This is a genomic window from Halorhabdus sp. SVX81 (assembly GCF_029207715.1).
GTDB lineage: Archaea > Halobacteriota > Halobacteria > Halobacteriales > Haloarculaceae > Halorhabdus.
This window is the reverse complement of sequence record NZ_CP104322.1, coordinates 2,281,484-2,307,003: the sequence shown is the minus strand read 5'-3', so window position 1 is coordinate 2,307,003 and position 25,520 is coordinate 2,281,484. Positions and strand designations below refer to the sequence as shown.

Here is a 25,520-nt window from a genome sequence, read left to right as displayed (position 1 = left end):
GCGTCCTGGGACCTCAGTCCCCGGACTCTATCAGAACTATTATGGATCCGTCGTGGGACCATACACGTCGAGATCACATGAGTCAGGTAACCGTCGAACGCGTTACGCACGACCGCTGGGACGACGCCGTCGCCGTCGACAACGGCACGATCGAGTTGCTCGCGCCGACAACTATCGGCCCGCGGATCACCGAGTTCGGGTTCGTCGACGGCCCCAACGAGTTCCATCTCTTCGAGGAGGTCCGCGACGAGTGGCCGCTACTGGGCGGTCATCGCCTCTGGCATGCCCCCGAAGACCGCGAGCGAACCTACACCCCGGATCTGGACCCGGTCGCGGTCGATCTCCTCGACGATGGGGTCCGACTCGAAAAGTCGCCGGGCGAGGACAACGTCGCCAAGGCCATGACCGTCCGGATGGCCGAGACGGGCGCGTCCGTCGAGGTGACCCACGAACTCACCAACGCCGGCCAGTGGCCGGTCGAGTTCGCCCCCTGGGCACTGACGGTGATGAAGGGCAACGGAACGGCTGTCATTCCCTTCACCCCCCAGGCCGATCCCGAATCGCTGTTGCCCGATCGCTCGATCCAGCTGTGGCCCTACGCGACCCTGGCCGACGACCGCCTCTCCTTCGGCGAGGAGTATCTCTACCTCGAGCAGGATCCCGACGGCGCTGGCGAGACCAAGATCGGGACCGCGGCCGGCGACGGCTGGCTCGCCTATCTCAACGACGGCCACGCCTTCCGGAAGGATTTCGCCCACGATCCCGAGGCGACCTACCCCGATCTGGGCAGCGACACCGAGGTCTACACGGACGACTACGTGACGGAACTCGAATCCCTCGCCCCGATTCAGACTGTCCAGCCCGGCGAGACCGTCACCCACGTCGAGACGTGGACGCTCGAAGACGGTGTCGATGAGCTGGACGCGACGGCGCCGATCGAACCCGACGCGATCTGATCGGCAGGGGGTGATTCGACACGACAGACGGACTTTTCTGGGAAATCGTGACCTTTGCGTCGGTTCAAAATGCTCTCAGTGGCTCGGACAGTGCTGGAATGCGGATTTTGTGACGAGTCTCATTCCGTCCGGTAGCCAGCAAAGCCAGCCATTTGCCGTACTGCTGTTTCAGTGACTGCAGCCCCAACCCGAGCGACTGCTCGTTCGACGTTCGTCTCACGCAGGGATACGACTGCCCACGGAGCGACGAACGACTCGCGATCCAGAGCGCCTTCCACGATTTCGTCTGCGATGGGAATCGACTCGTCGTATTGCTTTGTCGAGATTCCGATCGCGATGTATTGTTCCCCGGCGAAGGGATGGGTCTCGTCGCTCACGATCAGATACGGTCGGTGAGGCGTGTCTCCGAATGGGTCTGACGCGACGACAATGGTTCCCCGTCGATACATCACTCGTCGACTGTCTCTTCGGCGTCGAGATCGGGGAGGTCTGCGTCCCAATCGTCGTTCCGGTCGTAGTAGTCGCCCTCGAACTGTTCTGCGACGGCCTGGAGGCCGATCTCGCTGGCGGTCTGGGCGTCGTACGCCTCGACGTTGATGGCCCAGTACTCGCCCTTGTGACGGACGAGTCCGCGGTCTTCGAGCCGGCGAAGCGTCGTCCCGACGCTCCCGTGCGGGATGTCGAGTTCCTCGGCGAGCTCGCTCGGACGAAAGCCGAGGTCGGGATTGCTCGCGAGATATTCCAGTATTAGACGCCCGTTGGTGTCCTCCTCCGGGAGATCGGTTGGGTGATAATTCTTGAAATCGACGGGCATTGTAACCGTACGTAAATACACGTCATCGAGAGTAATAATGATATGGGTCGAGTGATTGGCCGCTTCAAGCGCCAGCCGAACTGACCGGATGGTAACGCATCGAGGACCTCGACGCGACGGCGGCGATCGAACCCGATTCGGTCTGATCCGACGGCGTCACACTGCTCGAGAAAACACTGCTTTCGACGTCCGTTCGCTGGATCACTCCCCGGAGCCCAGTGCCTCGCCTTCGCCGCTCGCACCCTGGGCCTCCCAGATCTCGATCATCTTCGCGACGAAGGTCTCGGTCCGGAGCGGGTGGCCCTGGTTGCCCTCGGAATCGAGTGGCGCTTCGACGACCTCCTCGGTGAACTCGTCGTCGAAGTCCATGTCCGTCACGGTCTCGACGACGTCGAAGGACAGCGTGTTGTCCTCAAGGTCGCTTTCGAGCCACGGGACCTTCGACTGGGCGTCGTCGTACTCGATCTCGTAGGTCTCCCCGTCGAAGAGATCGAGTACCGCGTCGAGGGGACCGATCTCGACCCACTCGTCGTCCCACTCGATCAACAGCGCCTCGTCTTCGAGTTTCGTGTCGTGACGTTCCATCGTAGGTACTCCCTACAGTGACTGACCTGCCCGGGGAGTATATATGCCACGACTGACTGTCCCTGCGGCCTCACGACCGATCATCCACGCGATTGAGCCGTATTTAGCTGTATGGGCCTTGTTTATCCGCTGTAGAATACACCGATATCCGGTGGTCTAACCCCGCTGATTTCGGGAGCACCACTCCTCACGTGATTGATGCGATGGGATTAATGACATTCGGGAGACAGTGTCCGGATATGCCCTCCATGAAAGAACTCGCTGGCTTGGTTCTCGGAGTGCTGCTGGTTATACATCCAGTTGTCGGTAATGGTCCGGGCCCCGACACACAGCACTCATATTCAGTAACGGAGCTTGATCTCACAAATGATGAGACTGTTGAACGTCTCTACAAGGTCCCAAGTGTACCGTACGGAACCGGGAGTCAAATTGATCTCGTCCGAGATGCGAGAAACGAGACGCTCACACGCCCAAAATCGACTCTCGAACTGGAGGTGATCAATCTTCTCGATGTCCGATATCTGGCGGACGATTTCCATGATCACTATTACCGCATCCACGCATCCATAACTGATAGCACATTTCAACTGCGGGCGGCGAGAGTCTCAGCGGAGACTGTTGCCAAGGACGTGGCTGTCAGACCAGCGGAGACAAACCCAGTCATTCGGACGGTACTCGACGGCCAGCAAACGGTATCAAAGCATGTGAACGCCACAGTGGTCAGACAGGACGACCAGTACATCTTGGTTCAGCCCGTTGAAACACAACGTGTTCCAGATCCATTTGCACTCGTGAAAATCACCGGATATGCCCTGGGGAGTGTCTGTATTATTGGGGCATTGGTGAGCCTGTTCCATCGGAACGAAGCTACTGCAAAATGAGGCGTTCTCACCGATTCCGTCCCTCTCGCATCACGCGTCCAAACAAGAACCGCGATTCTATGATCGATCGAATCCATCCGTTTTAAGCCCGCGTCCCGTCCATCTCTCACCATGACTCCGCCACGACTCACCGCATTCGGGGAATCACTCCTGCGACTGGCGACGCCGACCGCCGAGCCGATCGAGACCACCGACACGCTCGACGTCCACGTCGGCGGCGCGGAGGGCAACGTCGCCGTCGCCGCCCAGCGGCTGGGCCTCGACGCGACGTGGGTCTCGAAACTCCCGGCGACCCCCGTCGGCGAGAAAGTAACCACCGCCTACCGGACCCACGACGTCGACCCGGCCGTCGTCTGGGACGAGAGTGACGACGCCCGACTCGGGACCTACTACCTCGAAGCGGGCGCGGCTCCCCGCGGCTCGCAGGTCATCTACGACCGGGCCGGCTCGTCGATCACGACGGCGACCTTCGACGAACTTCCCACGGACCCCTTCACCGAGGCCGACGCCGTCCACGTCTCCGGCATCACGCCGGCACTCTCGGAGACGCTGGTCGAGACCACAAAGGAGGTCCTGTCGACGGCCAAGGATTCCGGGGCGACGACAGTTTTCGACGTCAACTACCGGTCGAACCTCTGGGACCCAGAATCGGCCCGGGAGACGCTCACCGATCTCCTGCCCGACGTCGACGTGCTGTTCGTCGCCCATCGCGATGCGGAGGCAGTACTCGAATACGACGGCGACGCCGAGACCGTCGCCGCCGACCTGCACGCCGACTACGACCTCGACCTCGTCGTCGTGACGACGGGCGAGGAAGGGGCGCTCGCCTTCGACGGCGAACGGAGCGCCCACCAGCCGGTCTTCGAGACCGAGACGGTCGACGCGATCGGGACCGGCGACGCCTTCGTCGGCGGGTTCCTCGCGGCGTGGCTGACCGAGGAGCCGATCCCGGTCGCGCTCGAACAGGCGGCGGCGACCGCGGCGCTCAAGCGGACGATCGGCGGCGACGCCGCGACGATCCGGCCCGAGATGGTCGAATCGATCCTCGACGGTGACGTCGAGGAAATCTCGCGGTGAGCGAACCGCCCGTGGCAGTCGTTTTCTCACCGGAGGGGTGACGTCGAGCGGTCCGGCCGGGCATCGAGCGTCACCTCGACGGTTCGCTCGTCACCGTCCCGCAGGATCGCGACCTCGATGGTATCGCCGGGCCGGGTTTCCAGCGCCAGATAGCTCGCGAGGTCCTCGAAGGTCTCCATCGGCGTCCCCCCGATGGCGCGGATGACGTCACCGCCGACGGGGACCTGGCGTCCATTGACGTACTCGATACTACTGGGCTGGAGGACGCTGTCAGCCGGGCCACCACGAACGGTCTGGACGACCAGCAGACCCTGGGGATCGTCGAGGTCGTTCGCCGCCGCGACCGCCGGGGCCATCGTCTCCAGGGAGACGCCCATGTAGGCGTGCTCGTAGCTCCCGGTGTCGATGAGTGCCGGGACCACGCGCTGCGTCAGCGCAGCCGAGATCCCGAAGGCGATGCTGTCGCCCTGCTTCGAATTCACGACGCCCACCACGGAACCGTCGAGATCCATCAGCGGGCCGCCGCTGTTGCCCGGGTTTACCGCCGCGTCGGTCTGGATCGCGTCCGGAATCTGATAGCCCGCCGGCGAGGGGATCAACCGGTCGGTGCCGCTGACGATCCCCGACGTGACCGACCCGTCGAGATTGTACGGGTTGCCGATGACGACGACCTCCTGACCGATGGTCGGCGGCTGGTCGCTGAACGGGAGTGGCTGCGAGGCATCGGGCACTGTCCCGGGTTCGATCACGGCGAGGTCGCTGTGTGGATCCGTCCCGACCACCGGGCCACTCGCCCACGTCCCGTCGTGGAAGCGGACCTGCGCCTCACTCGCCGTCCCGACGACGTGGGCGTTCGTGACGACGTGCCCCTCGTCGTACTGGAACCCGGTCCCCTGGCCCGCCGTCGTCTGGACGGTCGTGACCGAGGGGATGGTGTCTCGATACACCCGCGTATAGGGACTCCCGGCTGTGTCCGTCTCGGGAGACTCCCCGGCGGCGGAGGGCGACGACGACTCCTCCGGTGACGACTCGGGTGCCGACAGCGACGTCGAACACCCCGCGATCGCGGACGCGAGTGCCGTCCCGCCGAGCGCCAGAAACCGCCGCCGTGTAGATGTCTCTGGGGTCATCTCTGTTCACGTGTACGGTTCACTCGCTTGTGAATGTTCGGTCGCCCGAACGGTGGTATGTCGTTACGCGAGTCGCGGTTAGGTACATCCAGAAAGCCCCCGCTCGCTCGACCGTCCGGGACTCGCTGCGGTCCTCGGCTTATCGCCTGCGGTCCTTGCTTCGTCCGGGCCAGGTCGAGCGATCGGCCCCTTTCAGTCCCGCCCATGCTGGCTGCCCAACCGGCTACGGGTGGGACTGAAAGGGGCGAGGCGTGCGCGGCGGCGCAACCGCCGCGACCATTCGAGGCCGGCTCGCCGGCCTCGCGCTCGGCGACGGCGCGCACGGGCAAGCACTGTCGTCCGAGAGAGCGGAGCTCTCTCGTGATCTGCTCGCGGGCCGCAGGCCCGCTCGCAGGTTCGTTGGACGTAGTCCAACGCTCATCTCGGAAATCAAAGATTTCCGGTGACAGCGAGGGAGCACGCGACCGAGCAAAGCGCGCAGCCGGCGCACCGAGCCGACCGCCTCGGGGCTTTCTGGCTGTTCCCAGCCGCGATCCCTGCTAGACGAAACACGATAACCCGAACGGGGGGTTGCTGTCGCTCGGGTTTGCTATCCGCGACCCCCGGGCGAAGCGCCATACAGTCCGGGCTTGAAAAGGATTAACCGCCCGACTGTCGAAAATCCGCCATGCCGATCGATTACACGCAGCTCAGCGACCCGAACGCCGAGTACACGATGCGGGACCTCTCTTCGGAGACGATGGGCGTCACCGCCGACCGCGGCCCGCGCGATGTCGAGATCACCGACGTCCAGACGACGATGGTCGACGGCAACTACCCCTGGACGCTCGTGCGGGTCTACACCGACGCGGGCGTCGTCGGCACGGGCGAGGCCTACTGGGGCGCGGGCGTCCCGGAACTCGTCGAGCGCCTGAAGCCCTTCCTCGTCGGCGAGAACCCGCTCGATATCGATCGCCTCTACGAGCACATGGTCCAGAAGACCTCCGGCGAGGGCTCGATCGCCGGTGTGTGGCTCCACGCCATCTCCGGTGTCGAGATCGCGCTGCACGACCTCGCCGGGAAGATTCTGGATATCCCTGCCTACCAACTCCTGGGCGGGAAGTACCGCGACGACGTCCGGGTCTACTGTGATCTGCACACCGAGGACGAGGCTGACCCACAGGCCTGTGCCGACGAGGCCGAGCGCGTCGTCGAGGAGTTGGGCTACGACGCGATCAAATTCGATCTGGACGTGCCAAGCGGCCACGAGAAGGACTCGGCCAACCGCCACCTCAGCCAACCCGAGATCAAGCACAAGGCCGAGATCGTCCGGGCGACGACCGAACGCGTCGGCGAGCGCGCCGAGGTCGCCTTCGACTGCCACTGGACGTACACCGGCGGCAGCGCCAAGCGCCTCGCCGAGGAGATCGAGGACTACGACGTCTGGTGGCTGGAAGACCCTGTCCCGCCGGAGAACCACGACGTCCAGCGGGAGGTCACACAGTCCACGACGACGCCGATCGCCGTCGGCGAGAACGTCTACCGCAAGCACGGCCAACGCCGCCTGCTGGAGGAGCAGGCCGTCGACATCATCGCGCCAGACGTCCCGCGCGTCGGCGGGATGCGCGAAACCCGGAAGATCGCCGACCTGGCCGACACCTACTACATCCCCGTCGCGATGCACAACGTCGGCTCGCCGATCGCGACCATGGCCTCCGCGCAGGTCGGCGCGGCGATTCCGAACGCACTCGCCGTCGAGTACCACTCCTACGAACTCGGCTGGTGGGCAGACCTGGTCGAGGAAGACGGCCTCATCGAGGACGGTTCGATGGCGATCCCCGAGAAGCCCGGGCTTGGCCTGACGCTCGACCTCGACGCGGTCGAGGCGCACAAGGTCGAGGGCGAGACGGTGTTCGACGAAGTGTAGCTTCGTCGGGCTCGACAGACGAACGAAGTGAGTCTGTCGGCGTTCGATCCGGCCTGACCGGATCGAACCGGCGAATCTCCGATTCGACTCGTTCGACGAAGGGAACCGCTTTCGAGGAACGGAGTCCATGAGAGTTCAGGAAGAGAATACTTCTGTAAGTGGTCGTATCCGAGAGAGCTAAATGCTTGATCCTGTAAATATACTTTTACGAACTATGTCGAACGACGAAGCCTCGGTTGTCGTTCAGACACGACTCGAAGAGGGCGAATACGAACGGTTGCGACGGGTGGCAACAGAGAACGATCTGTCCCTCCAAGACGCACTTCGGAAAGCCGTGAGGGAGTACGTGAATCGTCATAGAAAACACGATCCGGACGATCCGTTCTTCTCAGAGCCCTCGAAAGATCCGACAGCCGACTTCTCGCTCACCGCAAAGAAAGCTGACCAGTATCTCTACTGAGTGGATCGACCGCTTCAGTTCGCGACCGAGACGACTTCGATGTCGAACTCCAGGGTCTCGCCCGCGAGTTGCGGATTGAAGTCGACGCGGATGACCTCGTCCGTTACCTCGGTAATTTCGGCGAGATTGCCGTCCTGGGTCTGGAGGAACATCCCCTCCTCGGGCTGCTCGTCACCGAGTTGCTGGCTGAGTTCGGCCGGATCGAACGTCCGGACGCGCTCCTCGGACCACTCGCCGTAGCCTTTCTCCGGCGGGATTTTCACGGTCGGCGTATCGCCCGGCTCCATGCCGATGAGTGCGTCCTCCAGCCCGTCGATGACCTGCCCCGCGCCGACTTCGACCGTCAGCGGCGTGAACTCCCGCTCTGGCTGCTCGTCGGCCAGTTCGGTCTCCTCGGCGACTGACTCTCGGGAGGTGTCGAAGACGGTCCCGTCCTCGAGCCGTCCTGTATACTCGATGCTGACTGAATCGCCTGTAGCTATCGTCATGGGTATGAAAGGAGCGACACGGGGATACGTCCTTGCATCGCGGCACGTGGCGCTGTGGTGGTTGGTGGCCTGTGTGGCTGGATTCGACGGGGGCTTTCTGTGTTGGCGGCCTTGGTTTGACGCTTGATCTCACACCGTTCACGACCGCTATCGAGAAGCGGTAGAAAGCCCTCACCCGCTCGCGGCCGTTGAGTGACATATTCTCGCTCGCCATACTCGCTCGAATAGAGGTCACTCAGCGACGCGCGACACGGGTTCGTCCTTTCGATCCACCAGGCGAATAATGTGCGTAGATCAGCTATGTGACCGAATTCCTGGTGGATTGAAAGGGCGAGGGCAGCGTGGTGGCTTCGCCGCCACCTTATAAGGCGGTCGGTGTACACCGACCGCCCAGGTCGCATGCGTCTCAGCGGGCCCTATCCGAGCGCAGCGAGGATATCTGGCTGAGAGTGGGCGAGCGGGCCGAGGGCTTTCTACTAATCCGAAGAGAGAAGCACTCTAACGTCAGAAATATTGCTTCCAAACAAGACCGTGTTGACTGAAATAGGGGACGCGCTCACTCCACCACCCGATCAGCTATACCGAGTTGCGACCCAGTCGATGATCACGCCGTAGGCAACGCCGGCGGCGAAACTCGGGAGGTCGCGGAACTCGCTGGTGAAGGTGACCGCCGCGCTCACGACGAGTCCCAACAGCAATCCTCTGACGTAGACGTTGTATTTCGAATCGACGACCTGGAGGCCACCCGCCAGCCCGATCACGAGCCCCATCACGACCCGATTGTACCACATCGAGAACAGGAACAGCTCGTTGCCCGCGAAGCCGATCCGGAGGCCGACGCCGACGATGCAGAAGATGCCGAGGAACGCGCCGGTGAGCATCCCGATGGCGAGTCGTCGTTTCATACGGGATATTCCGGTGGCTCGGGAATGAACATTGGGGTCACTTCGAAACAGGAGTCCTCGATTTAGTAGGGTTGTGCTTTTGCTGTATCGTATCGCAATATGATTTTCACATATACTTCACTAGTTATTCCCATCTTGATACTGTTCAATGCGGGACTCTAAGCTGGTTTGTCCCGCCTCTGTATTTGAGTCAAATTCTTCCTTTGACCTTCCAGTCTCTGATTGGTTCGCCCCCGGATCATTGTCTGACGATTCAGACAGCATCGTAGCGGCGAGTCCACCGCCGATGGTGAGTGCAAACCCAAGTGCGATGAATATTCCCCTGCCAAAATTCGGGGTTGTATAATCGGCTTGCACACATCCATCACCGTAGCCATATTGAGAATCAATACAGGTAGTCGATGTGTTCGTCTGCGTTGCTGGCATTCCCAACCCAGCGATGAGTATGAGAACACCAAACGCTCCAACAAGTAATCCAATTCTGTTCATAGTGTTAGTAGCGGCATGAACATGAAGAAAAACATCATAATAAACACAATAGCAAGAACAACATACAGCATATTTGTCCCATCGGCTTGATCATCTGCTGACTTGACCTCTTTTGACCCTCCTTGCGTTACTTTTTCTCCGTGCTGTTCAAGGAGATCCTCAATAGGTTGTCCGCGGAGCCTGTTAAGAGAACTCAGGAAGCGTGATTCGTACTTGTCGGGATTTGCGGTGATATTCATTCCGACCTCCTTCTCAGATTGCACCGAAATCATCGTCTGTCCATCACCGGCTTGTGTTTCCGGGATCTCGACGATCACCTTTTCACCGTAGCTACTGAAGCTGGCACCTGTTTTCCCGATAATTTTGATTCCGTTGTCGTTGTACGTCTTGATACCTCGGGTATTCTCAAAAGCGAGCTTAACCAGGCTTTTTGCATCCTTACGCGGGTATTCCAAATTAAGAGTTGACACATAATGTATGTCCCATCAAAGAATGAAATAACTACCGGAGTTTGTGTTATCTATTTTGCAGAAAGTTCACTTATCTATCCATATGCTCGTCAATTGACGATCGCAAGTCTTCCTGTCGAAAGGCTACGTCTGACCGAGGTCCAACCCGTGTTGATTATCTTGAACTCGGAGACGACGGTGATGGCAGGCTCTGAGCTGAATGTAATGTAGTCGGAGAGCGGGCCAAATTAATCTCTCATCCGCACCGCACAGCGTTCTGGATCGCGACGCGATGAAACGCGTCGCTTGTGGATTGAAGAGTTCTCTCTTTCGGGACCGGTCCCTAGAAACTTATACCACAATGCACACTAGACTGACACGACTATGGCTGACGAAATGCCAGAGACGCCCGAGGAAGTCGCCGAGATCACCGGTGGCGATCCGGACCGTCTGCGACGGACTGCCGCACGGATGCTTGCGGATACGGACTCTGAATAGGCGGCGCGACGGTTTTTCTGTGTCTTCTTCGAACCCCTTTTAGAACCGGCGTGAAGACGTACCTCCGCGCGGTTTGAAATTGTAGAAGTGCGACGGACGAATGTTAGGAGTGGTAGATACATTATTAGATGGGCCGGTTCACTCTCAAATCAAATGTCGCCGGATCCAAACGTAGTTATTGGGAGCATTACAAAAGCTCTCTCAGACAAGGCCGTCGAGAAAATATCGGACCACATCTCTGGCAAAAGCAGTCAGCAGAGAGAAGACCTCATTCGACAGAAACTGGGCTCAGGCTCGTATCGAATCGGGCCTCGCCACGTCGAGCATATCACCGTGGACTTACTAGACGATGCTGTTACTGTCTTGAAACTCGAAATTGATGGACCTCATGTGCTCGGAAACCTGGGGAAAGAATACCACCTGACCTCACTTGAAAATATATCGGAAGCCGTTGAAGCGGTGCCTCAAGATATACAGGCAACAACACGGGCTGTCGGTGACGGCTTTATTGAAGAGGTGTATCTGATCGTTCATTCTGCCGATCCTCAGCAGGTCCATTATTTTGTCTCTGAATTCTGCCAGTATATGGATCAGAAACTCTAATGCAATACTGTTTTTGAGACTCTGACGAATTTTGCACCGTTCACTCGGCCTGGATACCGACAATCGATATTCTTTCCTAGTCGTATCGTACTATCGTAAACGATTCATCTCAATGTTGGATTCCCATTTGGAAAGTTGCACACTTAGGCATCGAGATGCGATGAAACGCGTCGCTTGAAAGTTAGAAAGCTGAGAAGGTGCGACGGCCGAGAGTTCACCGAGCGAAGCGAGGTGAACGTCGATCGACGGAGTCGATCGGAATTTGAACAGATGCCAGACGTTCCTGCTCGCTCCCTTCGGTCGCTGCGCGGGCTCCGACTGGCGTGCTCAAATCTCGGTTCATGCACTACACAACATCAGGCATTGCGACGCGATAAAACGCGTCGCTTGTGGATTTGAGTTGAAGAAGTGCGACGGCCGAGAGTGAGCGAACGCTACGCGTTCGCGAACGCCGATCGACTCCGTCGATCGGAATTTGAACTACGCGAAGACATTCCGGGCATGCGGCCCTGCGGGCCGTTCCGGGCTGTGACTTCTCTCATTCAAATCTCTATTGACGCATTCACCCTCGCGCTGAGGCGAGCGACACGCACAGCGGTCGCTCGCGGTTTAGCGCTCGATAGAAGTGCGACGGCCGAGATTTGAACAGGTGCCAGACGTTCCTGCTCGCTCCCTTCGGTCGCTGCGCGGGCTGCGACTGGCGTGCTCAAATCTCGGCTGCGCACACAGCAAACTCCGTGGTTACGCGGAGATGAAACTCCGTGTCGTTGGAGTTTGAAGAAGTGCGACGGCCGAGATTTGAACTCGGGTTAGGACCGTGGCAGGGTCCTGTGATACCACTACACCACCGTCGCACGGTGCATTCCAAACTGGGGTCGGAGAGAAATATAAGGCTTCCGAATCTCGTGGACGGGAGCGCCCCGTCGCGTCACCGACTCGCGTGGGGCGCGATCCCTTGCGAGAACGTCTCACGACCGGTTGGAAGCGGCATCCTTTTACGATGCCGCCCGCGAGTAATCGGCACAGTCTAGTGGCGTGACGTGGAAGCGTCACGGCATGACGCTCAACGCACTCGTGCCGTCGTCGCTCTGCCGCGAGGCGGAGGACAAACGTGAGGCGACCCGGAAGATCGGCTACGTGGCCCGCGCGGCCACCGTCTTCCGGGTCGATCGACTCACCGTCTACCCCGACCCTGACGGGGCGGGGAGATGGGGCGACGGGTTCGTCGAAACCGTGCTGCGGTACGCCGCCACGCCCCCATACCTCCGAAAGGAGGCCTGGGACAGGCGGGACGAACTGGAGTGCGTCGGCGTCTTGCCGCCGCTCCGCGTTGCGACCCAGACCGGCTCCGGATCGGACGATTCGGGGTCGTTAAGACAGGGAATCGTGACCGAGGTCGGATCTGATGGGCGCGTCCGGGTCAATTGCGGCATGCAACACCCGATCTCCCTCGCCGTTCCGGGCGACCGGACGATAAAGGAGGGGGAACGCGTCACCGTCAGGATCTCTTCGAGACGACCGGTTCGCGCGAAGATCGTCGATCAGCCCCCACCGGGCTATCAGGTCGACCGTGCGAACCTTGACGCTGCGCTCTCGCGGCCCGACGCCGGCGTGCGGATCGCCGCGTCCCGCCACGGCCAGTCGCTCACGACCGAGCGACTCGGTCGACTCGTCGGGACGATCGCGTCGGCTGGCGACATGACAGTCGCCTTTGGCGCGCCGGAGCGCGGCTTGCCGGCCATCCTCGGCGTCGAACCGGGTGCTGTCGACCCGTCCTCCGTGGACGAGTTGGCGGCAGCCGTCGACACCGGGGACGGAATCAGAGACGCGGTCACCGGATCAGGATCGGACGGACCCCGATTCGACCTTTGGCTCAATACGGTTCCCAACCAGGGAAGCGAGGTCGTGCGAACCGAAGAAGCGATGTTCGCCACCCTCGGCCCCCTGACACTCACGGAGTGAGAATCCGATGCCACAACCAAGCAGACCACGCAAAGGCTCGCTGGGCTACGGTCCGCGCACGCGGGCGACCAGTGAGACGCCGCGGTTCAACAGTTGGCCCGACGATGAGGGCCAGCCGGGCGTACAGGGCTTTGCCGGCTACAAGGCCGGCATGAGCCACGTCGTTGTCATCAACGACGAGCCCAATTCACCGCGGGAGGGCATGGAGGAAACCGTGCCCGTCACTGTCGTCGAAACCCCGCCGATGCGGGCAGTGGCGCTGCGAGCCTACGAAGACACGCCGTACGGCCTGCGACCGCTCACGGAGGTCTGGACCGACGAGTTCCACGAGGATCTCGACCGGGCCATCGACCTCCCTGAAGAGCAGGACCGCGACGGCGCAGAGGCACAGATCAGAGACGCTCTCGATGCGGGTCGACTCGGGGACGTGCGCCTCATTACGCACACCGTTCCCGGCGACCTGCCGAGCGTCCCGAAGAACAAACCCGACGTGATGGAGACTCGCGTCGGCGGCGGTTCGCTTGCCGATCGCCTCGAGCACGGCCTCGAGCTCGTGGCCGACGGCGGCGAGTACGCCATGACCGACGTCTTCCGCGCCGGCGAGTACGCCGACGTGGCGGGCGTCACCAAGGGCAAGGGTACCCAGGGCCCCGTCAAGCGCTGGGGTGTCCAGAAGCGAAAGGGCAAACACGCCCGCCAGGGCTGGCGACGCCGGATCGGCAACCTGGGCCCGTGGAATCCCAGCCGTGTGCGCTCGACGGTGCCCCAGCAGGGCCAGACCGGCTACCACCAGCGCACCGAACTCAACAAGCGCCTCATCGACTTCGGCGACGAGGACGACGTCACCCCCGACGGTGGCTTCGTCAACTACGGCGAAGTCGAGGGGAATTACGCGCTGATCAAGGGCTCGATCCCCGGGCCGAACGAGCGCCTGGTTCGCCTGCGCCCGGCCGTCCGGCCGAACGACCAGCCGCGCCTCGATCCCGAGGTGCGCTACGTCTCCACCGAATCCAATCAAGGGTGAGATGAATGCAGGCAACACTACACGATCTGGACGGCGACGCCGACGACGAGATCGAGCTGCCGGACGTCTTCGAGACGCCCCATCGGCCCGATCTCATCAAGAACGCGGTGCTTGCCGCCCAGGCTAACCGAAAGCAGGACTACGGCGCAGACGAGTACGCGGGCCTGCGGACGCCCGCCGAGTCACAGGGCAGTGGTCGCGGCCAGGCCCACGTCCCCCAACAGGACGGCCGCAGCCGACGCGTCCCACAGACCGTCGGCGGCCGGGCCGCCCACCCGCCCAAGGCCGAGGCCGACCCTGCACCGGCACTGAACGACAAGGAACGCAAACTCGCGACCCGGTCGGCGATCGCCGCGACGGCGGACGCCGAACTGGTCGAAGCGCGCGGACACGCCTTCGACGACGAGACCGACCTGCCGCTGGTCGTCTCCGATGACTTCGAGGACCTGGTCAAGACCCAGGCGGTCGTCGATGTGCTCGAAGCGCTCGGCGTCGATGCCGACATCGAGCGCGCGGACGATCGGACGGTCCGAGCCGGCCAGGGAACGACCCGTGGCCGGAAGTACCGGACGCCGAAGTCGATCCTCTTTGTCACGAGCGAAGAGCCATCGAAGGCGGCTCGCAACCTCGCGGGCGCGGACGTAACTACCGCCCGAGAGGTCAACGCCGAGGATCTCGCGCCGGGGACCGACGCCGGCCGACTCACCCTCTGGACCGAGAGCGCACTCGCGGAGGTGGCCGACCGATGACCGATCCGATCGACGTGATCGACCATCCCCACGTCACCGAGAAGGCGATGGACAAGATGGACTTCCAGAACAAGCTCCAGTTCATCGTCAAGACCGATGCGACGAAAGCCGACATCCGCGACGCCGTCGAACAGCAGTTCGACGTGAGTGTCGTGAACGTCAACGCACAGGTAACGATGAACGGCAACAAAAAGGCAGAGGTGACCCTCTCGGCTGACGACGATGCCGAGGAAGTCGCCTCCCGAATTGGGGTGTTCTGAGCATGGGACGACGGATTCAAGGCCAACGACGCGGTCGCGGGACCCCGACGTTCCGGGCCCCCTCGCATCGCTACAAGGCCGATCTCTCACACCGGAGCACCGAAGCGCGCGACGGCGACGTCATCTCGGGGACGGTCGTGGACATCGAACACGACCCTGCCCGGAGCGCACCCGTCGCCGCCGTCGAGTTCGAGGACGGCGATCAGCGCCTCGTCCTCGCGCCGGAAGGCGTCGGCGTGGGCGACGAGATCCAGGTCGGCGTCACTGCGGCGATCGAGCCCGGGAACACGCTCCCGCTGGCGGAGATCCCGGAGGGCATCCAGATCTGTAACGTCGAGGCCAACCCCGGCGACGGCGGGAAGTTCGCCCGGGCTGGCGGCGTTTCGGCGCAGTTGATGGCCCACGACCGTAACGTGACGGTCGTCCAGTTGCCAAGCGGCGACGTCCGCCGACTCGACCCGGACTGCCGGGCGACGATCGGCGTGGTCGCTGGCGGTGGCCGGACGGAGAAACCCTTCGTGAAGGCCGGCAACAAATACCACAAGATGAAATCCCGTGGGACGAAGTACCCGCGGGTTCGTGGGGTTGCGATGAACGCGGTCGACCACCCGTTCGGTGGCGGTGGCCGCCAGCACCCCGGCCAGCCCAAGTCCATCTCGCGGAACGCGCCGCCGGGACGGAAGGTTGGCGACATTTCCTCGCGCCGGACTGGCCGAGGTGGTGACGAATGAGCTCACACGATTACCAGATCGGTCACGAGGGCGAGTTTACCTATCGTGGCCACACGCTCGAGGAGTTGCAGGACATGTCCGTCGAGGAAGTCGCGGAACTGCTGCCCGCACGCCAGCGGCGAAGTATCAAGCGCGGCCTGTCCTACGAGAAACGACAGTTGCTCGAAGAGGCCCGTGACGCCGGCGAGGAGGAGACGGCCAACGACCCGATCAGGACGCACCTGCGGGATATGCCGATCCTGCCCGAGTTCGTCGGGATCACGTTCGCGGTCTACACCGGCCAGAGCTTCGAGCGCGTGAAGGTCGAGCCCGAGATGATCGGCCACTATCTGGGCGAGTTCCAGCTCACGCGCACGAGCGTCGAGCACGGACAGGCCGGGATCGGGGCGACCCGCTCCTCGAAGTTCGTGCCACTCAAGTAATCCATGGGAATCAGCTACTCAGTCGACGCGGATCCGGACACCACGGCGAAAGCGATGCTCCGGGAGCGTCAGATGAGCCACAAGCACAGCAAGGCCATCGCCCGGGAGATCAAGGGCATGACCGCCGAGGCGGCGGTCGCCTACCTAGAGGACGTCATCGAGGGCGACCGATCGGTCCCCTTCAAGTCCCACAACTCGGGCGTCGGCCATCGAAACGACATCGAGGGTTGGGATGCCGGCCGCTACCCGGAGAAGGCCAGCGAGGCCTTCATCGATCTGCTCGAAAACGCGATCGGCAACGCCGAATACGCGGGGATGGACGGCGAGTCCATGGAGATCGTCCACGTCGCCGCCCACAAGGTCGGCGAACAGCAGGGCCGCCAGCCCCGCGCGATGGGGCGGGCCAACGAGTGGAACACGCCGGAAGTCGACGTCGAACTCATCCTCAGCGAGGCGTCAGCCTCGGACAGTGCGAGCGGCGATAGCCGCGAGCAGGAGGGTGATGCCTGATGGCGGACGAACTGCAGTTCATCGAGGACGGCCTCCAGCGTACCCAGATCGACGAGTTCTTCGAGGACGAACTCGGTCGCGCCGGCTACGGCGGCATGGAAGTCGCCAAGACGCCGATGGGGACCCAGATCGTCCTCAAGGCCGAAAAGCCCGGCATGGTGATCGGCAAGGGTGGGAAGAACATCCGGAAGATCACCACCACGCTCGAAGAGGAATTCGGGCTCGAAGATCCCCAGGTCGACGTTCAGGAAGTCGAGGAACCCGACCTCAACGCCCGGATCGTCGCCGACCGACTCGCCAACGCCCTCGAACGCGGCTGGTACTTCCGGAAGGCCGGTCACACCACGATCGACCGGATCATGGAGTCCGGCGCGAAGGGTGCCGAGATCGTCCTCTCCGGAAAGGTCACGGGCGCACGCTCCCGCGTGGAGAAGTTCAACCGTGGCTACATCAAGCACAACGGCGAACCCGCCGAGGACATCGTCGATCACGGCCAGGGCGTCGCCGTCATGAAGCTCGGCACGATCGGGGTGGACGTCAAGATCATCCCGCCCGAGGCCGAGTTGCCCGACGACTTCGAGATCTACGAGGATGTCGAAGTCGAGGACTACGTCGAGGACGTCGAGGAGGGCTCCGTCGAGGAGCTGCTGGCCGGTGAGCCCGAGGAGGGCGACGCTGCCGAGGCAGCTGATGCGGACGCCGCCGACGCCGCGGACGACGCGGCCGAGGACGCCCCCGACGAAGAGGTCGTCGAGGAGGCCGCCGAGGCCGAGGAGTTCGACGACGTCGACGTCCCGGACGACGCGGGTGTCGAGGACGAACTCGACGAACTCGAGGAGTCCGTCGACGAGGAACTCGACGAGGAGACCGAGGCGGAAGCCGAGGAGCTTCTCGACGAGATGGACGAAGAAGAAGCTGACGCGGACGACGGAGACGAGGAGGGTGAGGCCGAATGACGATCCTCCATCCCGAAGAGATCCGCGACATGACCGCCGCCGAACGCGAGAGCGAACTCGAGGAGCTCCAGACGGAGCTGCTGAACGCCCGCGCCGTCCAGGCGACGGGTGGTGCGCCGGACAACCCCGGCCGCATCAAGGAGATCCGGAAGGCGATCGCGCGGATCAAGACGATCGACGCTGAGGACGCGGCAAACGAATAACGATGCCACTCACCCCCGACACCCTTGCGCGGCACGAACTCATCGGGCTACCTGCCCGCGTGAGCGCCGCGACCAACGCGGACCTGGTCGGGATCGACGGCACAGTCGTCGACGAGACGGCCAAGACGCTGTCGATCGAGCGAGGGGGTCGGACGTGGCAGGTCCCGAAGGCGACGGCGACCGTCGAGTTCACGTTGTCGAGTGACGATCCGGCCGCCACGGACGGCGAGCTGGTCGTCACTGTCGACGGCAACCGACTCGTGGCCCCGCCGGCCAGACGGACCGAACGCAGAGGTGACTCAACATGGCGCTAGGACTGAACGTACAGCAACCGGACGCGACCTGCGACGACGAGAACTGCCCGTTCCACGGCACCCTTTCGGTGCGCGGGCAGACGCTCGAAGGCACAGTCGCGTCCACCGACATGCAGAAGACCGTCGTCGTCGAGCGAGAGTACGACGTAACCGTCCCGAAATACGACCGCCTCATGAAACGGCGGAGCCGGATTCCGGCCCATGCACCCCCGTGCATGGACGTCGAGGAAGGCGACACGGTCACGATCGCAGAGACCCGACCACTGTCGAAGACGAAATCCCACGCAGTGGTCGCGAAACACGGAGGTGCGGACTGATGGAAGCCCTCAACGCCGACGTCACCCAGGGCTTGGAGAAGGGCTCGCTGGTGACGTGTGCCGACAACTCCGGCGCGCGTGAACTCAAGGTAATCAGCGTCGCCGGCTACTCGGGCACGAAGAACCGCCATCCGAAGGCGGGCCTGGGCGACAAGATCACCGTTTCGGTGACCAAGGGCACCCCGGAGATGCGACGGCAGGTGCTGGAGGCGGTCGTCGTCCGCCAGCGCAAGCCGATCCGGCGACCCGACGGCACGCGCGTGAAGTTCGAGGACAACGCGGCCGTCATCGTCGACGAGAACGAGGATCCCCGGGGCACCGAACTCCGCGGGCCGATCGCCCGCGAGGTGGCCGAACGCTTCGGCTCCATCGCCTCGGCCGCAACGATGATCGTCTAGACATGAGTGAACAACCATCCAAACAGCGCACGCAGACGGAGAACGCGCCGCTGCACGAGCGACACGATCAGGTGCACGCGACGCTGACCGAGGATCTCCGCGAGGAGTACGGCCAGCGCCGCGTCCGCGTCAACGCGGGCGATACGGTCGAGGTTATGCGCGGGGACTTCGCCGGCGAGGAGGGCGAAGTGCTCGACGTGGATCTCCGGGACGCGACGATCAGCGTCGAGGACGTCACCCTCGAGACCGCCGACGGCGAGGAAGTGCCCCGGCGACTCGAGGCGAGCAACGTCCGCGTGATCGACCTCGATCTCTCCGACGACGTGCGCGAGCAACGACTCGAATCGGAGGATAGCCAATGAGTAACCACCAGAAACGACTCTCGGTACCGAACAGCTGGCCGATCGAGCGCAAGACCGAGACCTTCACCGTGAAGGCCGACGCCGGCCCCCACGGCGAGGCCGGCGTGCCCCTGCTGATCGTCCTTCGGGACGTGCTGGGGTACGTCGACAGCCGCAAGGAGGCTCGCTTCGCGCTCGATCAGGACCAGGTCCTGATCAACGGCGACCCCGAAAGCGACGAGACCCGCCCGGTGGGGATGTTCGACATCCTCGCCTTCACGGAACGCGAGGAGTTCTACCGCGTCTTCCCCGGTGAGGGCGGTCGGCTCGCGCTGACGCCGATCGACGAGGATTCGGCCCAGTCGAAGCTGGGCAAGATCGTCGAGAAACAGTTCGTCCCCGGCGGCGACCTGCAGCTCACGCTGCACGACGGCGAGACGCTGCTGGTCTCCGAGGACGCGCCCTACGAGGGCAACGACTCGGTCGTCGTCGAGAACGACAGCGAGGAGATCATCGCCCACTTCGAATACGAAGAGGGCGCACTCGTGACGGCCGTCGACGGTCAGCACGCCGGCGAGATCGGGACGATCGAGGAGATCCAGGTCACGCCCGGCAGCGCCGAGAACAACGTCCGCATCGAACGTGAGGACGGCTCGATCATCGAGACGATCGAGGAGTACGTCGTCGTCATCGACGAGAACTTCGTTGCAGATGACGAGGGCGTGGAGACCGAGGAAGCCGACGAGGCTGACGAAGCTGCGGATGAGGCGGACGAAGACGACGCGGCCGAAGCAGACGACGAGGCTGCGGAGGCCGACGACGAGACTGACGAAGAAGCTGACGGAGGTGACGACGAATGAGCTCCGAGAGTCGTGACGCTGACTTCCACGACATGCGTGAGCCTTCCGTCGAGAAGGTCGTCGTCCACATGGGTATCGGCCAGGGTGGCCAGGAACTCGCTGACGCCGAGGAGATCCTAGAGGAGATCGTCGGCCAACAGCCGGTGCGGACGACCGCGAAGGCGACGGTCGGCGAGTTCGAGATCCGGCAGGGCGATCCGGTCGGGACGAAAGTCACGCTTCGTGACGACGCCGCCGAGGAGTTCCTCGAGACGGCGCTTGCGCTGGTCGACCTCGACGCGGATCAGTTCGACGAGACCGGCAACTTCAGCTTCGGCGTCGAGGAACACACCGACTTCCCCAGCCAGGAGTACGACCCGACGATCGGGATCTACGGGCTGGACGTGACGGTGAACCTGACGCGGCCGGGCTATCGCGTGACCAAGCGCGATAAGGCCTCCCGGTCGATCCCCTCGAACCATCGACTCGACCCCGCGGACGCCATCGCGTTCGTCGAGTCGACCTTCGACGTGGAGGTGAGCGCATGAGCGAGAGTGAGACAGACAACGACGCGGGCGCGGAAGCGACCGGCGAGCAGGCCGCAAAGCGGACCGGCCAGCTCGAAGCCTGCCAGCGATGCGGACGCGAGCAGGGCCTGATCGGCAAGTACGATATCTGGCTCTGCCGGCAGTGTTTCCGGGAGATCTCCCGCGACATGGGATTCAGGAAGTATCGATAACATGACGGGTAACGATCCACTCAGCGCCGCGCTCTCGGGGCTCGACAACGCCGAGAGCGTCGGTCAGCTGACACACACAGTCGAGCCCGCCTCGAACGAGACCGGCAGCGTCCTCGAAGTGCTGTACGATCGCGGCTACATCGACGGCTTCGAGCGCGTTGAAGACGGCAAGGCCGGTCGGTTCGAGGTCGAATTGAGCGGTGCGATCAACGAATGTGGCTCGGTCAAGCCCCGCTATTCAGTGGGAGCCGACGAGTTCGAGCAGTGGGAGAAGCGGTTCCTCCCCGCCCGTGACTACGGGACGCTCGTCGTCACGACCAGCCACGGCATCATGAGCCACTACGAGGCCCGCGAGGCGGGCGTCGGTGGCCAGGTGATCGCGTACGTCTACTGACAATGCCACGAACAGAACTACAGCTACCGGAAGACGCGAGCGCCGAGATGGACCATCTCGAGCTCACCGTCGAAGGACCCGAAGGCAGCGTCACGCGCCGGTTGTGGTATCCGGACATCTCGGTTGCGGTGACCGACGACGCCGTCGTCATCGAGTCCGACGAGGACGATGCGAAGACGATGTCGACGATCGGGACCTTCGAGAGCCACGTGCAGAACATGTTCCACGGCGTCACCGAGGGCTGGGAGTACGAGATGGAAGTCTTCTACTCTCACTTCCCCATGCAGGTGCGTGCCGAGGGCGAAGAGATCGTCATCGAGAACTTCCTCGGCGAGCGAGCGCCGCGGACGACTCCGATCCACGGGGACACCGAGGTCGAGATCGACGAGGAGCTGCTCACGCTGCGCGGGCCAAGTATCGAGGACGTCGGCCAGACGGCGGCCGACATCGAGCAACTCACCCGTGTCCCGGGCAAGGACGTCCGGGTGTTCCAGGACGGCGTCTACATCACGGAAAAGCCGAATCGAGGTGAGGCCTGATGGCCGACGAGGAACCAACGGAACTGAACGAGGTCAGCGGTATCGGCGACGAGACGGCCGGAGCCCTGCGGGAAAGCGGCTTCGAGACGATCGACGACCTGCGTGAAGCTGACGAGGATGCTCTCACTGAGGTGACGGGCATCGGCAACGCGCTGGCCGCCCGCATCAAGGCTGACGTCGGCGACGTCGAGGTCGACGAAGACGTCGAAGACGCCGACGTCGAAGAGAGTGAGGCGTCGGCTGACGGTGCAGATACTGACGCCTCCGACGACGCTGCCGACGCAGACGAGGACGACGCCTCGTCCTACGAGGGCCTGACGGACATCAGCGGCGTCGGCGAGGGGACGGCCGAGAACCTTCGCGACGCCGGCTTCGAGACGGTCGAGGACGTCGCCCGTGCCGAGCAGTCCGATCTGACCGAGGTCGAGGGCATCGGTAACGCCCTCGCCGCCCGGATTCAGGCGGACGTCGGCGAACTCGACGTTTCGGCAGCCGAGACGGCCGAGGTCGAGGAAGCCGGCGAAGCGGCCGAAACCGAGGAAGAAGTCGAGACCGAACTGCAGGCACGCGGTCACGCCGCAAAGACGCCCGAGTTGAGCGACGAGCAAGCACGCTTGCTCGTCCAGCGTCGACGCGAGGGCAAGCCGCAGTTCAACCGGCAGGACCACCACAAGAAAAAGCGTGTCTCGACATCCTGGCGACGCCCGCGGGGCGGCCTCTCGAAGCAGCGCCGCGGCATCAAGGGCAAGGGCGACACCGTCGAGGCTGGATTCCGGACCCCGAACGCGATTCGCGGGCTCCACCCGTCCGGGTTCGAGGAAGTCCGCGTCCACAACGTCGACGATCTCGAGGGCGTGGACGGCGACAGTCAGGCAGTGCGGATCGCCTCGAAAGTCGGTGCGCGCAAACGCGAGCGCATCGAGGAACGAGCCGAGAGCGAGGGCATTCGTGTCCTCAACCCCACCTACGTCGAAGTCGAGGTGAACGATGACTGATCTGAGCGCACAGAAGCGACTTGCGGCTGACGTGCTCGACATCGGGAAGAACCGCGTCTGGTTCGACCCCGAGGCCCAGGGCGAGATAGCCGACGCGATCACGCGCGAGGACGTTCGCGACCTGATCGACCAGGGTCTCGTCCGCGAGAAGGAAACGCAGGGCAACTCCCGGGGTCAGGCCAGAGAGCGCGCCGAGAAACGCGCCTACGGCCACCAGAAGGGACACGGGTCCCGGAAGGGTGCCGCGGGTGCCCGACAGAACGAGAAGGACGACTGGGTCTCGCGCATCCGTGCACAGCGCGAGCGCCTGCGCGAACTCCGTGATTCCGGCGACCTCTCGCCGACGGAGTACCGCGAACTGTACGACCAGGCCAGCGGCGGCGAATTCGACGACGTCGGTGACCTGGATCGGTATATCGACGACCAATACGGTGATCAGTGAATGGCGACAGGACCACGATACAAGGTGCCGATGCGTCGGCGCCGCGAATCCCGGACGGATTACCATCAGCGGTTGCGCCTGCTGAAATCCGGCAAGCCCCGCCTCGTTGCGCGGCTCTCGAACAGCCAGGCCAGGGCGCAGCTGGTGACGACCGGGCCGAACGGCGACGAGACAGTTGCAGCCGCCGAATCGAACGACCTCGCCGAGTACGGCTGGGAGGCGCCGACGGGCAACCTGCCCGCCGCGTACCTCACCGGCCTGCTCGCCGGGCTTCGGGCGATCGAGGACGGCTACGATGAGGCCGTGCTGGACATCGGACTCAACACGCCGACGCCAGGAAGTAAAGTATTCGCGATCCAGGAGGGCGCGATCGACGCGGGCCTGGAGATCCCCCACAACGACGACGTGCTCGCCGACTGGGAACGGACCAGCGGCGAACACATCGCCGAGTACGCCGAGACCCTCGACGAGGATCTCTACAGCAGGGATTTCGACGCGACAGAATTGCCCGCACACTTCACAGAGCTGCGGGAGACGCTACTCGAAGGTGACATCGAACTATGAGCGACGGATGGGAACCACGAACGCGGCTCGGCCAGCAGGTCGCCGACGGCGAGATCGACTCGATGGGCGACGCGCTGAACGCCGGGCTGCCACTGAAGGAACCGGAGATCGTCGACCAGCTCGTCCCCGGGCTCGAAGACGAAGTACTGGACATCAATATGGTCCAGCGCATGACCGACTCTGGCCGCCGGGTGAAGTTCCGGTGTGTCGTCGTCGTGGGCAACCGCGACGGCCTCGTCGGCTACGCCGAGGGGCGTGACGACCAGGTCGGCGGCGCGATCCAGAAGGCCATCGAGGTCGCCAAGCTGAACCTCATCGACGTCTCCCGCGGGTGTGGCTCGTGGGAGTGTGGCTGCGGTCGACCCCACACGGTCGCGCTCCGCGCCACGGGCAAGGCCGGCAGCGTCGAGGTCGAACTCCAGCCCGCCCCGCGCGGTCTGGGGCTGGCGGGCGGAGAGACCGTCCGGCACGTCCTCGAACTCGCCGGCATCGAGGACATCTGGACGCGCAGTAGCGGGAACACGCGAACGACGGTCAACTTCGCGAAGGCGACGTTCAACGCCCTGCGGAACACGGCCGAGGCACGCGTCCCCGAGCGGGCCTTCGAGGAGCGCGAGGTGATCGAGTGATGGAAGCGCTCGTCCAACTCCGCGGCGAGGTCGACGTCAGCGGCGATGTCGTCGACACCTTGGAGATGCTCAACCTCGGGCGCGTCAACCACGCCACGCTCGTCCCCGAGACGGACGCCTATCGGGGCATGATCACGAAGGTTCACGACGTGGTCGCCCACGGCGAACCGTCCGTGGAGACGGTCGAATTGCTCCTCGAAAGCCGGGCCGAGCCCGCCGAGGGCGGCGAAGACGTAGACGACGATTGGGTCGGCTGGAACACCAACTACGACGATGTCTCGGCGCTTGCCGAGGCGCTCGTAGACGAGGAGACGACGCTGCAGGAAGCCGGTCTCTCGCCGACGCTACGTCTGCATCCGCCCCGGAAGGGTCACGACGGCATCAAACACCCCACCAAAGAGGGTGGCCAACTCGGCGATCACTCGACCGAAGAGATCGACGCACTGCTGGAGGCGATGCGATAATGACAGACAAGAGCAAACGCCAGCGCGGCTCGCGAACGCACGGCGGTGGCACGCACAAGAACCGGCGCGGTGCCGGTCATCGCGGCGGTCGCGGAGCGGCCGGTCGTGATAAACACGAGATGCACAACTACCCGCCGATCGGCAAGAGCGGGTTCACGCGACCGGAGAAGGCCCAGGACGACGTCTCGACGGTCGAGGTCAAGACGCTCGACGAGGATGCGGCCTTGCTGGCTGCCGACGGGGTCGCCGAGGAGACCGATGGCGGCTACGAGATCGACGCCCGTGACGTCGTCGAGGACGGCTACGAGGTCGACGTCGTGAAGGTGCTCGGTGGCGGACAGGTCCGCAACGAGTTGACCATCGTCGCCGACGCTTTCTCCGATGCGGCACGCGAGAAGATCGAAGCCGCGGGCGGCACCACGGAGCTGAGCGACCGCGGCGAACAGCGACAGGATAAAGAGGACGCCGACGCCGACTCAGAGTAACA

General features: G+C 63.3%; 38 protein-coding genes and 1 tRNA gene. 30 read left to right on the top strand and 9 right to left on the bottom strand.

Annotated features, from left to right (window positions below):
• The first annotated feature begins 77 nt into the window (after nt 1-77).
• Nucleotides 78-956, top strand: coding sequence for a hypothetical protein (locus tag SVXhr_RS11545; protein ID WP_275737346.1), 879 nt, complete (start codon nt 78-80; stop codon nt 954-956).
• A gap of 119 nt (nt 957-1,075) precedes the next feature.
• On the opposite strand, the gene SVXhr_RS11540 is transcribed toward SVXhr_RS11545, so the two are convergent.
• From SVXhr_RS11540 to SVXhr_RS11530, 3 genes are all read right to left on the bottom strand, one after another.
• Complete coding sequence (locus SVXhr_RS11540; RefSeq protein WP_275737345.1) at nt 1,076-1,333, bottom strand: hypothetical protein; 258 nt, start codon at nt 1,331-1,333, stop codon at nt 1,076-1,078.
• A 71-nt stretch (nt 1,334-1,404) separates the two neighbouring features.
• Nucleotides 1,405-1,770 (bottom strand): helix-turn-helix domain-containing protein, encoded by a 366-nt coding sequence (locus tag SVXhr_RS11535; protein ID WP_275737344.1) that lies wholly within the window; start codon nt 1,768-1,770, stop codon nt 1,405-1,407.
• A 201-nt stretch (nt 1,771-1,971) separates the two neighbouring features.
• Entirely contained in the window at nt 1,972-2,355 is a 384-nt protein-coding gene (locus SVXhr_RS11530; RefSeq protein ID WP_275737343.1) for a hypothetical protein, read from the bottom strand.
• Between the two features lie 248 nt (nt 2,356-2,603).
• Between SVXhr_RS11530 and SVXhr_RS11525 the strand changes: the two genes are divergently transcribed.
• Together SVXhr_RS11525 and kdgK1 are read left to right on the top strand one after the other, a co-directional pair.
• Entirely contained in the window at nt 2,604-3,236 is a 633-nt protein-coding gene (locus SVXhr_RS11525; RefSeq protein WP_275737342.1) for a hypothetical protein, read from the top strand.
• A 111-nt stretch (nt 3,237-3,347) separates the two neighbouring features.
• The gene (gene kdgK1 / locus SVXhr_RS11520) at nt 3,348-4,313 is read left to right on the top strand and encodes a bifunctional 2-dehydro-3-deoxygluconokinase/2-dehydro-3-deoxygalactonokinase (RefSeq protein WP_275737341.1); all 966 of its coding nucleotides are present in this window, start codon (nt 3,348-3,350) and stop codon (nt 4,311-4,313) included.
• A gap of 26 nt (nt 4,314-4,339) precedes the next feature.
• Here the strand turns inward: kdgK1 and SVXhr_RS11515 are convergent, their stop codons facing one another.
• Nucleotides 4,340-5,443: a trypsin-like peptidase domain-containing protein gene (locus SVXhr_RS11515; protein ID WP_275737340.1), complete on the bottom strand. Its 1,104-nt coding sequence runs from the start codon at nt 5,441-5,443 to the stop codon at nt 4,340-4,342.
• Nucleotides 5,444-6,110: 667 nt separating this feature from the next.
• Here SVXhr_RS11515 and SVXhr_RS11510 point away from each other — a divergent pair.
• Complete coding sequence (locus tag SVXhr_RS11510) at nt 6,111-7,349, top strand: mandelate racemase/muconate lactonizing enzyme family protein (protein WP_275737339.1); 1,239 nt, start codon at nt 6,111-6,113, stop codon at nt 7,347-7,349.
• A gap of 181 nt (nt 7,350-7,530) precedes the next feature.
• Nucleotides 7,531-7,809, top strand: a complete 279-nt coding sequence (locus tag SVXhr_RS11505; RefSeq protein WP_275737338.1) for a hypothetical protein — start codon at nt 7,531-7,533, stop codon at nt 7,807-7,809.
• A 14-nt stretch (nt 7,810-7,823) separates the two neighbouring features.
• Here SVXhr_RS11505 and SVXhr_RS11500 read toward each other — a convergent pair whose 3' ends face one another.
• The 4 genes from SVXhr_RS11500 to SVXhr_RS11485 form a co-directional block, all read right to left on the bottom strand.
• On the bottom strand, nt 7,824-8,297 hold the full coding sequence (locus SVXhr_RS11500) for a peptidylprolyl isomerase (protein WP_275737337.1): 474 nt from the start codon (nt 8,295-8,297) through the stop codon (nt 7,824-7,826).
• A gap of 572 nt (nt 8,298-8,869) precedes the next feature.
• The gene (locus tag SVXhr_RS11495) at nt 8,870-9,202 is read right to left on the bottom strand and encodes a hypothetical protein (protein ID WP_275737336.1); all 333 of its coding nucleotides are present in this window, start codon (nt 9,200-9,202) and stop codon (nt 8,870-8,872) included.
• A 120-nt stretch (nt 9,203-9,322) separates the two neighbouring features.
• A complete protein-coding gene (locus tag SVXhr_RS11490; protein ID WP_275737335.1) occupies nt 9,323-9,691 on the bottom strand; it encodes a hypothetical protein in 369 nt (122 codons plus the stop codon).
• On the bottom strand, nt 9,688-10,161 hold the full coding sequence (locus tag SVXhr_RS11485) for a hypothetical protein (RefSeq protein WP_275737334.1): 474 nt from the start codon (nt 10,159-10,161) through the stop codon (nt 9,688-9,690). The genes SVXhr_RS11490 and SVXhr_RS11485 overlap by 4 nt, the downstream gene beginning before the upstream one ends.
• 630 nt (nt 10,162-10,791) lie before the next feature.
• Here SVXhr_RS11485 and SVXhr_RS11480 point away from each other — a divergent pair.
• Entirely contained in the window at nt 10,792-11,241 is a 450-nt protein-coding gene (locus SVXhr_RS11480; protein ID WP_275737333.1) for a hypothetical protein, read from the top strand.
• A 783-nt stretch (nt 11,242-12,024) separates the two neighbouring features.
• Here the strand turns inward: SVXhr_RS11480 and SVXhr_RS11475 are convergent.
• Nucleotides 12,025-12,095 (bottom strand) — tRNA-Gly (locus tag SVXhr_RS11475).
• A gap of 202 nt (nt 12,096-12,297) precedes the next feature.
• On the opposite strand from SVXhr_RS11475, the gene SVXhr_RS11470 reads away from it, so the two are divergent.
• Genes SVXhr_RS11470 through SVXhr_RS11355 form a run of 24 tightly spaced genes read left to right on the top strand, consistent with a single transcriptional unit; the run spans nt 12,298 to nt 25,518 of the window.
• Complete coding sequence (locus SVXhr_RS11470) at nt 12,298-13,203, top strand: RNA methyltransferase (RefSeq protein ID WP_275737332.1); 906 nt, start codon at nt 12,298-12,300, stop codon at nt 13,201-13,203.
• A gap of 7 nt (nt 13,204-13,210) precedes the next feature.
• Complete coding sequence (locus SVXhr_RS11465) at nt 13,211-14,227, top strand: 50S ribosomal protein L3 (protein ID WP_275737331.1); 1,017 nt, start codon at nt 13,211-13,213, stop codon at nt 14,225-14,227.
• Nucleotides 14,228-14,232: 5 nt separating this feature from the next.
• Nucleotides 14,233-14,976, top strand: a complete 744-nt coding sequence (gene rpl4p / locus SVXhr_RS11460; RefSeq protein ID WP_275737330.1) for a 50S ribosomal protein L4 — start codon at nt 14,233-14,235, stop codon at nt 14,974-14,976.
• Nucleotides 14,973-15,236 carry a 50S ribosomal protein L23 gene (locus tag SVXhr_RS11455; protein WP_275737329.1) on the top strand — a complete coding sequence of 88 codons (264 nt, stop codon included), beginning with the start codon at nt 14,973-14,975 and terminating at the stop codon, nt 15,234-15,236. The genes rpl4p and SVXhr_RS11455 overlap by 4 nt, the downstream gene beginning before the upstream one ends.
• 2 nt (nt 15,237-15,238) lie before the next feature.
• Nucleotides 15,239-15,967 carry a 50S ribosomal protein L2 gene (locus SVXhr_RS11450; RefSeq protein WP_275737328.1) on the top strand — a complete coding sequence of 243 codons (729 nt, stop codon included), beginning with the start codon at nt 15,239-15,241 and terminating at the stop codon, nt 15,965-15,967.
• Entirely contained in the window at nt 15,964-16,389 is a 426-nt protein-coding gene (locus SVXhr_RS11445) for a 30S ribosomal protein S19 (RefSeq protein WP_275737327.1), read from the top strand. The genes SVXhr_RS11450 and SVXhr_RS11445 overlap by 4 nt, the downstream gene beginning before the upstream one ends.
• A gap of 3 nt (nt 16,390-16,392) precedes the next feature.
• A complete protein-coding gene (locus SVXhr_RS11440) occupies nt 16,393-16,899 on the top strand; it encodes a 50S ribosomal protein L22 (protein WP_275737326.1) in 507 nt (168 codons plus the stop codon).
• A complete protein-coding gene (locus tag SVXhr_RS11435; protein ID WP_275737325.1) occupies nt 16,899-17,855 on the top strand; it encodes a 30S ribosomal protein S3 in 957 nt (318 codons plus the stop codon). Before SVXhr_RS11440 ends, SVXhr_RS11435 begins: the two co-directional genes overlap by 1 nt.
• Nucleotides 17,852-18,058: a 50S ribosomal protein L29 gene (gene rpmC / locus SVXhr_RS11430; protein ID WP_275737324.1), complete on the top strand. Its 207-nt coding sequence runs from the start codon at nt 17,852-17,854 to the stop codon at nt 18,056-18,058. Before SVXhr_RS11435 ends, rpmC begins: the two co-directional genes overlap by 4 nt.
• Before the next feature lie 2 nt (nt 18,059-18,060).
• On the top strand, nt 18,061-18,372 hold the full coding sequence (locus SVXhr_RS11425; RefSeq protein ID WP_275737323.1) for a ribonuclease P protein component 1: 312 nt from the start codon (nt 18,061-18,063) through the stop codon (nt 18,370-18,372).
• Complete coding sequence (locus SVXhr_RS11420) at nt 18,363-18,689, top strand: 30S ribosomal protein S17 (protein WP_275737322.1); 327 nt, start codon at nt 18,363-18,365, stop codon at nt 18,687-18,689. Before SVXhr_RS11425 ends, SVXhr_RS11420 begins: the two co-directional genes overlap by 10 nt.
• Entirely contained in the window at nt 18,689-19,087 is a 399-nt protein-coding gene (locus tag SVXhr_RS11415) for a 50S ribosomal protein L14 (protein WP_008526511.1), read from the top strand. Before SVXhr_RS11420 ends, SVXhr_RS11415 begins: the two co-directional genes overlap by 1 nt.
• Nucleotides 19,088-19,089: 2 nt before the next feature.
• The gene (gene rplX, locus SVXhr_RS11410) at nt 19,090-19,449 is read left to right on the top strand and encodes a 50S ribosomal protein L24 (RefSeq protein ID WP_275737321.1); all 360 of its coding nucleotides are present in this window, start codon (nt 19,090-19,092) and stop codon (nt 19,447-19,449) included.
• On the top strand, nt 19,446-20,288 hold the full coding sequence (locus SVXhr_RS11405; RefSeq protein ID WP_275737320.1) for a 30S ribosomal protein S4e: 843 nt from the start codon (nt 19,446-19,448) through the stop codon (nt 20,286-20,288). Before rplX ends, SVXhr_RS11405 begins: the two co-directional genes overlap by 4 nt.
• The gene (locus SVXhr_RS11400) at nt 20,285-20,815 is read left to right on the top strand and encodes a 50S ribosomal protein L5 (protein ID WP_275737319.1); all 531 of its coding nucleotides are present in this window, start codon (nt 20,285-20,287) and stop codon (nt 20,813-20,815) included. Before SVXhr_RS11405 ends, SVXhr_RS11400 begins: the two co-directional genes overlap by 4 nt.
• Nucleotides 20,812-21,006 carry a 30S ribosomal protein S14 gene (locus tag SVXhr_RS11395; RefSeq protein WP_275737318.1) on the top strand — a complete coding sequence of 65 codons (195 nt, stop codon included), beginning with the start codon at nt 20,812-20,814 and terminating at the stop codon, nt 21,004-21,006. The genes SVXhr_RS11400 and SVXhr_RS11395 overlap by 4 nt, the downstream gene beginning before the upstream one ends.
• Nucleotide 21,007: 1 nt before the next feature.
• On the top strand, nt 21,008-21,400 hold the full coding sequence (locus SVXhr_RS11390; RefSeq protein WP_015790041.1) for a 30S ribosomal protein S8: 393 nt from the start codon (nt 21,008-21,010) through the stop codon (nt 21,398-21,400).
• Between the two features lie 2 nt (nt 21,401-21,402).
• Entirely contained in the window at nt 21,403-21,939 is a 537-nt protein-coding gene (locus SVXhr_RS11385) for a 50S ribosomal protein L6 (RefSeq protein WP_275737317.1), read from the top strand.
• Complete coding sequence (locus tag SVXhr_RS11380; RefSeq protein WP_275737316.1) at nt 21,939-22,934, top strand: 50S ribosomal protein L32e; 996 nt, start codon at nt 21,939-21,941, stop codon at nt 22,932-22,934. Before SVXhr_RS11385 ends, SVXhr_RS11380 begins: the two co-directional genes overlap by 1 nt.
• Entirely contained in the window at nt 22,927-23,376 is a 450-nt protein-coding gene (locus SVXhr_RS11375) for a 50S ribosomal protein L19e (protein WP_275737315.1), read from the top strand. The genes SVXhr_RS11380 and SVXhr_RS11375 overlap by 8 nt, the downstream gene beginning before the upstream one ends.
• A complete protein-coding gene (locus SVXhr_RS11370) occupies nt 23,377-23,940 on the top strand; it encodes a 50S ribosomal protein L18 (RefSeq protein WP_275737314.1) in 564 nt (187 codons plus the stop codon).
• Complete coding sequence (locus SVXhr_RS11365; protein WP_275737313.1) at nt 23,937-24,569, top strand: 30S ribosomal protein S5; 633 nt, start codon at nt 23,937-23,939, stop codon at nt 24,567-24,569. The genes SVXhr_RS11370 and SVXhr_RS11365 overlap by 4 nt, the downstream gene beginning before the upstream one ends.
• Nucleotides 24,569-25,033 (top strand): 50S ribosomal protein L30, encoded by a 465-nt coding sequence (locus SVXhr_RS11360; RefSeq protein ID WP_275737312.1) that lies wholly within the window; start codon nt 24,569-24,571, stop codon nt 25,031-25,033. The genes SVXhr_RS11365 and SVXhr_RS11360 overlap by 1 nt, the downstream gene beginning before the upstream one ends.
• A complete protein-coding gene (locus tag SVXhr_RS11355; protein WP_275737311.1) occupies nt 25,033-25,518 on the top strand; it encodes an uL15m family ribosomal protein in 486 nt (161 codons plus the stop codon). Before SVXhr_RS11360 ends, SVXhr_RS11355 begins: the two co-directional genes overlap by 1 nt.
• Nucleotides 25,519-25,520: the final 2 nt, after the last annotated feature.

Excerpts from the sequence above, each read along its gene's own strand:
- SVXhr_RS11545 (WP_275737346.1), top strand. The coding sequence starts at position 78 with ATGAGTCAGGTAACCGTCGAACGCGTTACGCACGACCGCTGGGACGAC.
- SVXhr_RS11535 (WP_275737344.1), bottom strand. The coding sequence starts at position 1,770 with ATGCCCGTCGATTTCAAGAATTATCACCCAACCGATCTCCCGGAGGAG.
- SVXhr_RS11530 (WP_275737343.1), bottom strand. The coding sequence starts at position 2,355 with ATGGAACGTCACGACACGAAACTCGAAGACGAGGCGCTGTTGATCGAG.
- SVXhr_RS11525 (WP_275737342.1), top strand. The coding sequence starts at position 2,604 with ATGAAAGAACTCGCTGGCTTGGTTCTCGGAGTGCTGCTGGTTATACAT.
- kdgK1 (WP_275737341.1), top strand. The coding sequence starts at position 3,348 with ATGACTCCGCCACGACTCACCGCATTCGGGGAATCACTCCTGCGACTG.
- SVXhr_RS11515 (WP_275737340.1), bottom strand. The coding sequence starts at position 5,443 with ATGACCCCAGAGACATCTACACGGCGGCGGTTTCTGGCGCTCGGCGGG.
- SVXhr_RS11510 (WP_275737339.1), top strand. The coding sequence starts at position 6,111 with ATGCCGATCGATTACACGCAGCTCAGCGACCCGAACGCCGAGTACACG.
- SVXhr_RS11505 (WP_275737338.1), top strand. The coding sequence starts at position 7,531 with ATGCTTGATCCTGTAAATATACTTTTACGAACTATGTCGAACGACGAA.
- SVXhr_RS11500 (WP_275737337.1), bottom strand. The coding sequence starts at position 8,297 with ATGACGATAGCTACAGGCGATTCAGTCAGCATCGAGTATACAGGACGG.
- SVXhr_RS11495 (WP_275737336.1), bottom strand. The coding sequence starts at position 9,202 with ATGAAACGACGACTCGCCATCGGGATGCTCACCGGCGCGTTCCTCGGC.
- SVXhr_RS11490 (WP_275737335.1), bottom strand. The coding sequence starts at position 9,691 with ATGAACAGAATTGGATTACTTGTTGGAGCGTTTGGTGTTCTCATACTC.
- SVXhr_RS11480 (WP_275737333.1), top strand. The coding sequence starts at position 10,792 with ATGTCGCCGGATCCAAACGTAGTTATTGGGAGCATTACAAAAGCTCTC.
- SVXhr_RS11470 (WP_275737332.1), top strand. The coding sequence starts at position 12,298 with ATGACGCTCAACGCACTCGTGCCGTCGTCGCTCTGCCGCGAGGCGGAG.
- SVXhr_RS11465 (WP_275737331.1), top strand. The coding sequence starts at position 13,211 with ATGCCACAACCAAGCAGACCACGCAAAGGCTCGCTGGGCTACGGTCCG.
- rpl4p (WP_275737330.1), top strand. The coding sequence starts at position 14,233 with ATGCAGGCAACACTACACGATCTGGACGGCGACGCCGACGACGAGATC.
- SVXhr_RS11455 (WP_275737329.1), top strand. The coding sequence starts at position 14,973 with ATGACCGATCCGATCGACGTGATCGACCATCCCCACGTCACCGAGAAG.
- SVXhr_RS11450 (WP_275737328.1), top strand. The coding sequence starts at position 15,239 with ATGGGACGACGGATTCAAGGCCAACGACGCGGTCGCGGGACCCCGACG.
- SVXhr_RS11445 (WP_275737327.1), top strand. The coding sequence starts at position 15,964 with ATGAGCTCACACGATTACCAGATCGGTCACGAGGGCGAGTTTACCTAT.
- SVXhr_RS11440 (WP_275737326.1), top strand. The coding sequence starts at position 16,393 with ATGGGAATCAGCTACTCAGTCGACGCGGATCCGGACACCACGGCGAAA.
- SVXhr_RS11435 (WP_275737325.1), top strand. The coding sequence starts at position 16,899 with ATGGCGGACGAACTGCAGTTCATCGAGGACGGCCTCCAGCGTACCCAG.
- rpmC (WP_275737324.1), top strand. The coding sequence starts at position 17,852 with ATGACGATCCTCCATCCCGAAGAGATCCGCGACATGACCGCCGCCGAA.
- SVXhr_RS11425 (WP_275737323.1), top strand. The coding sequence starts at position 18,061 with ATGCCACTCACCCCCGACACCCTTGCGCGGCACGAACTCATCGGGCTA.
- SVXhr_RS11420 (WP_275737322.1), top strand. The coding sequence starts at position 18,363 with ATGGCGCTAGGACTGAACGTACAGCAACCGGACGCGACCTGCGACGAC.
- SVXhr_RS11415 (WP_008526511.1), top strand. The coding sequence starts at position 18,689 with ATGGAAGCCCTCAACGCCGACGTCACCCAGGGCTTGGAGAAGGGCTCG.
- rplX (WP_275737321.1), top strand. The coding sequence starts at position 19,090 with ATGAGTGAACAACCATCCAAACAGCGCACGCAGACGGAGAACGCGCCG.
- SVXhr_RS11405 (WP_275737320.1), top strand. The coding sequence starts at position 19,446 with ATGAGTAACCACCAGAAACGACTCTCGGTACCGAACAGCTGGCCGATC.
- SVXhr_RS11400 (WP_275737319.1), top strand. The coding sequence starts at position 20,285 with ATGAGCTCCGAGAGTCGTGACGCTGACTTCCACGACATGCGTGAGCCT.
- SVXhr_RS11395 (WP_275737318.1), top strand. The coding sequence starts at position 20,812 with ATGAGCGAGAGTGAGACAGACAACGACGCGGGCGCGGAAGCGACCGGC.
- SVXhr_RS11390 (WP_015790041.1), top strand. The coding sequence starts at position 21,008 with ATGACGGGTAACGATCCACTCAGCGCCGCGCTCTCGGGGCTCGACAAC.
- SVXhr_RS11385 (WP_275737317.1), top strand. The coding sequence starts at position 21,403 with ATGCCACGAACAGAACTACAGCTACCGGAAGACGCGAGCGCCGAGATG.
- SVXhr_RS11380 (WP_275737316.1), top strand. The coding sequence starts at position 21,939 with ATGGCCGACGAGGAACCAACGGAACTGAACGAGGTCAGCGGTATCGGC.
- SVXhr_RS11375 (WP_275737315.1), top strand. The coding sequence starts at position 22,927 with ATGACTGATCTGAGCGCACAGAAGCGACTTGCGGCTGACGTGCTCGAC.
- SVXhr_RS11370 (WP_275737314.1), top strand. The coding sequence starts at position 23,377 with ATGGCGACAGGACCACGATACAAGGTGCCGATGCGTCGGCGCCGCGAA.
- SVXhr_RS11365 (WP_275737313.1), top strand. The coding sequence starts at position 23,937 with ATGAGCGACGGATGGGAACCACGAACGCGGCTCGGCCAGCAGGTCGCC.
- SVXhr_RS11360 (WP_275737312.1), top strand. The coding sequence starts at position 24,569 with ATGGAAGCGCTCGTCCAACTCCGCGGCGAGGTCGACGTCAGCGGCGAT.
- SVXhr_RS11355 (WP_275737311.1), top strand. The coding sequence starts at position 25,033 with ATGACAGACAAGAGCAAACGCCAGCGCGGCTCGCGAACGCACGGCGGT.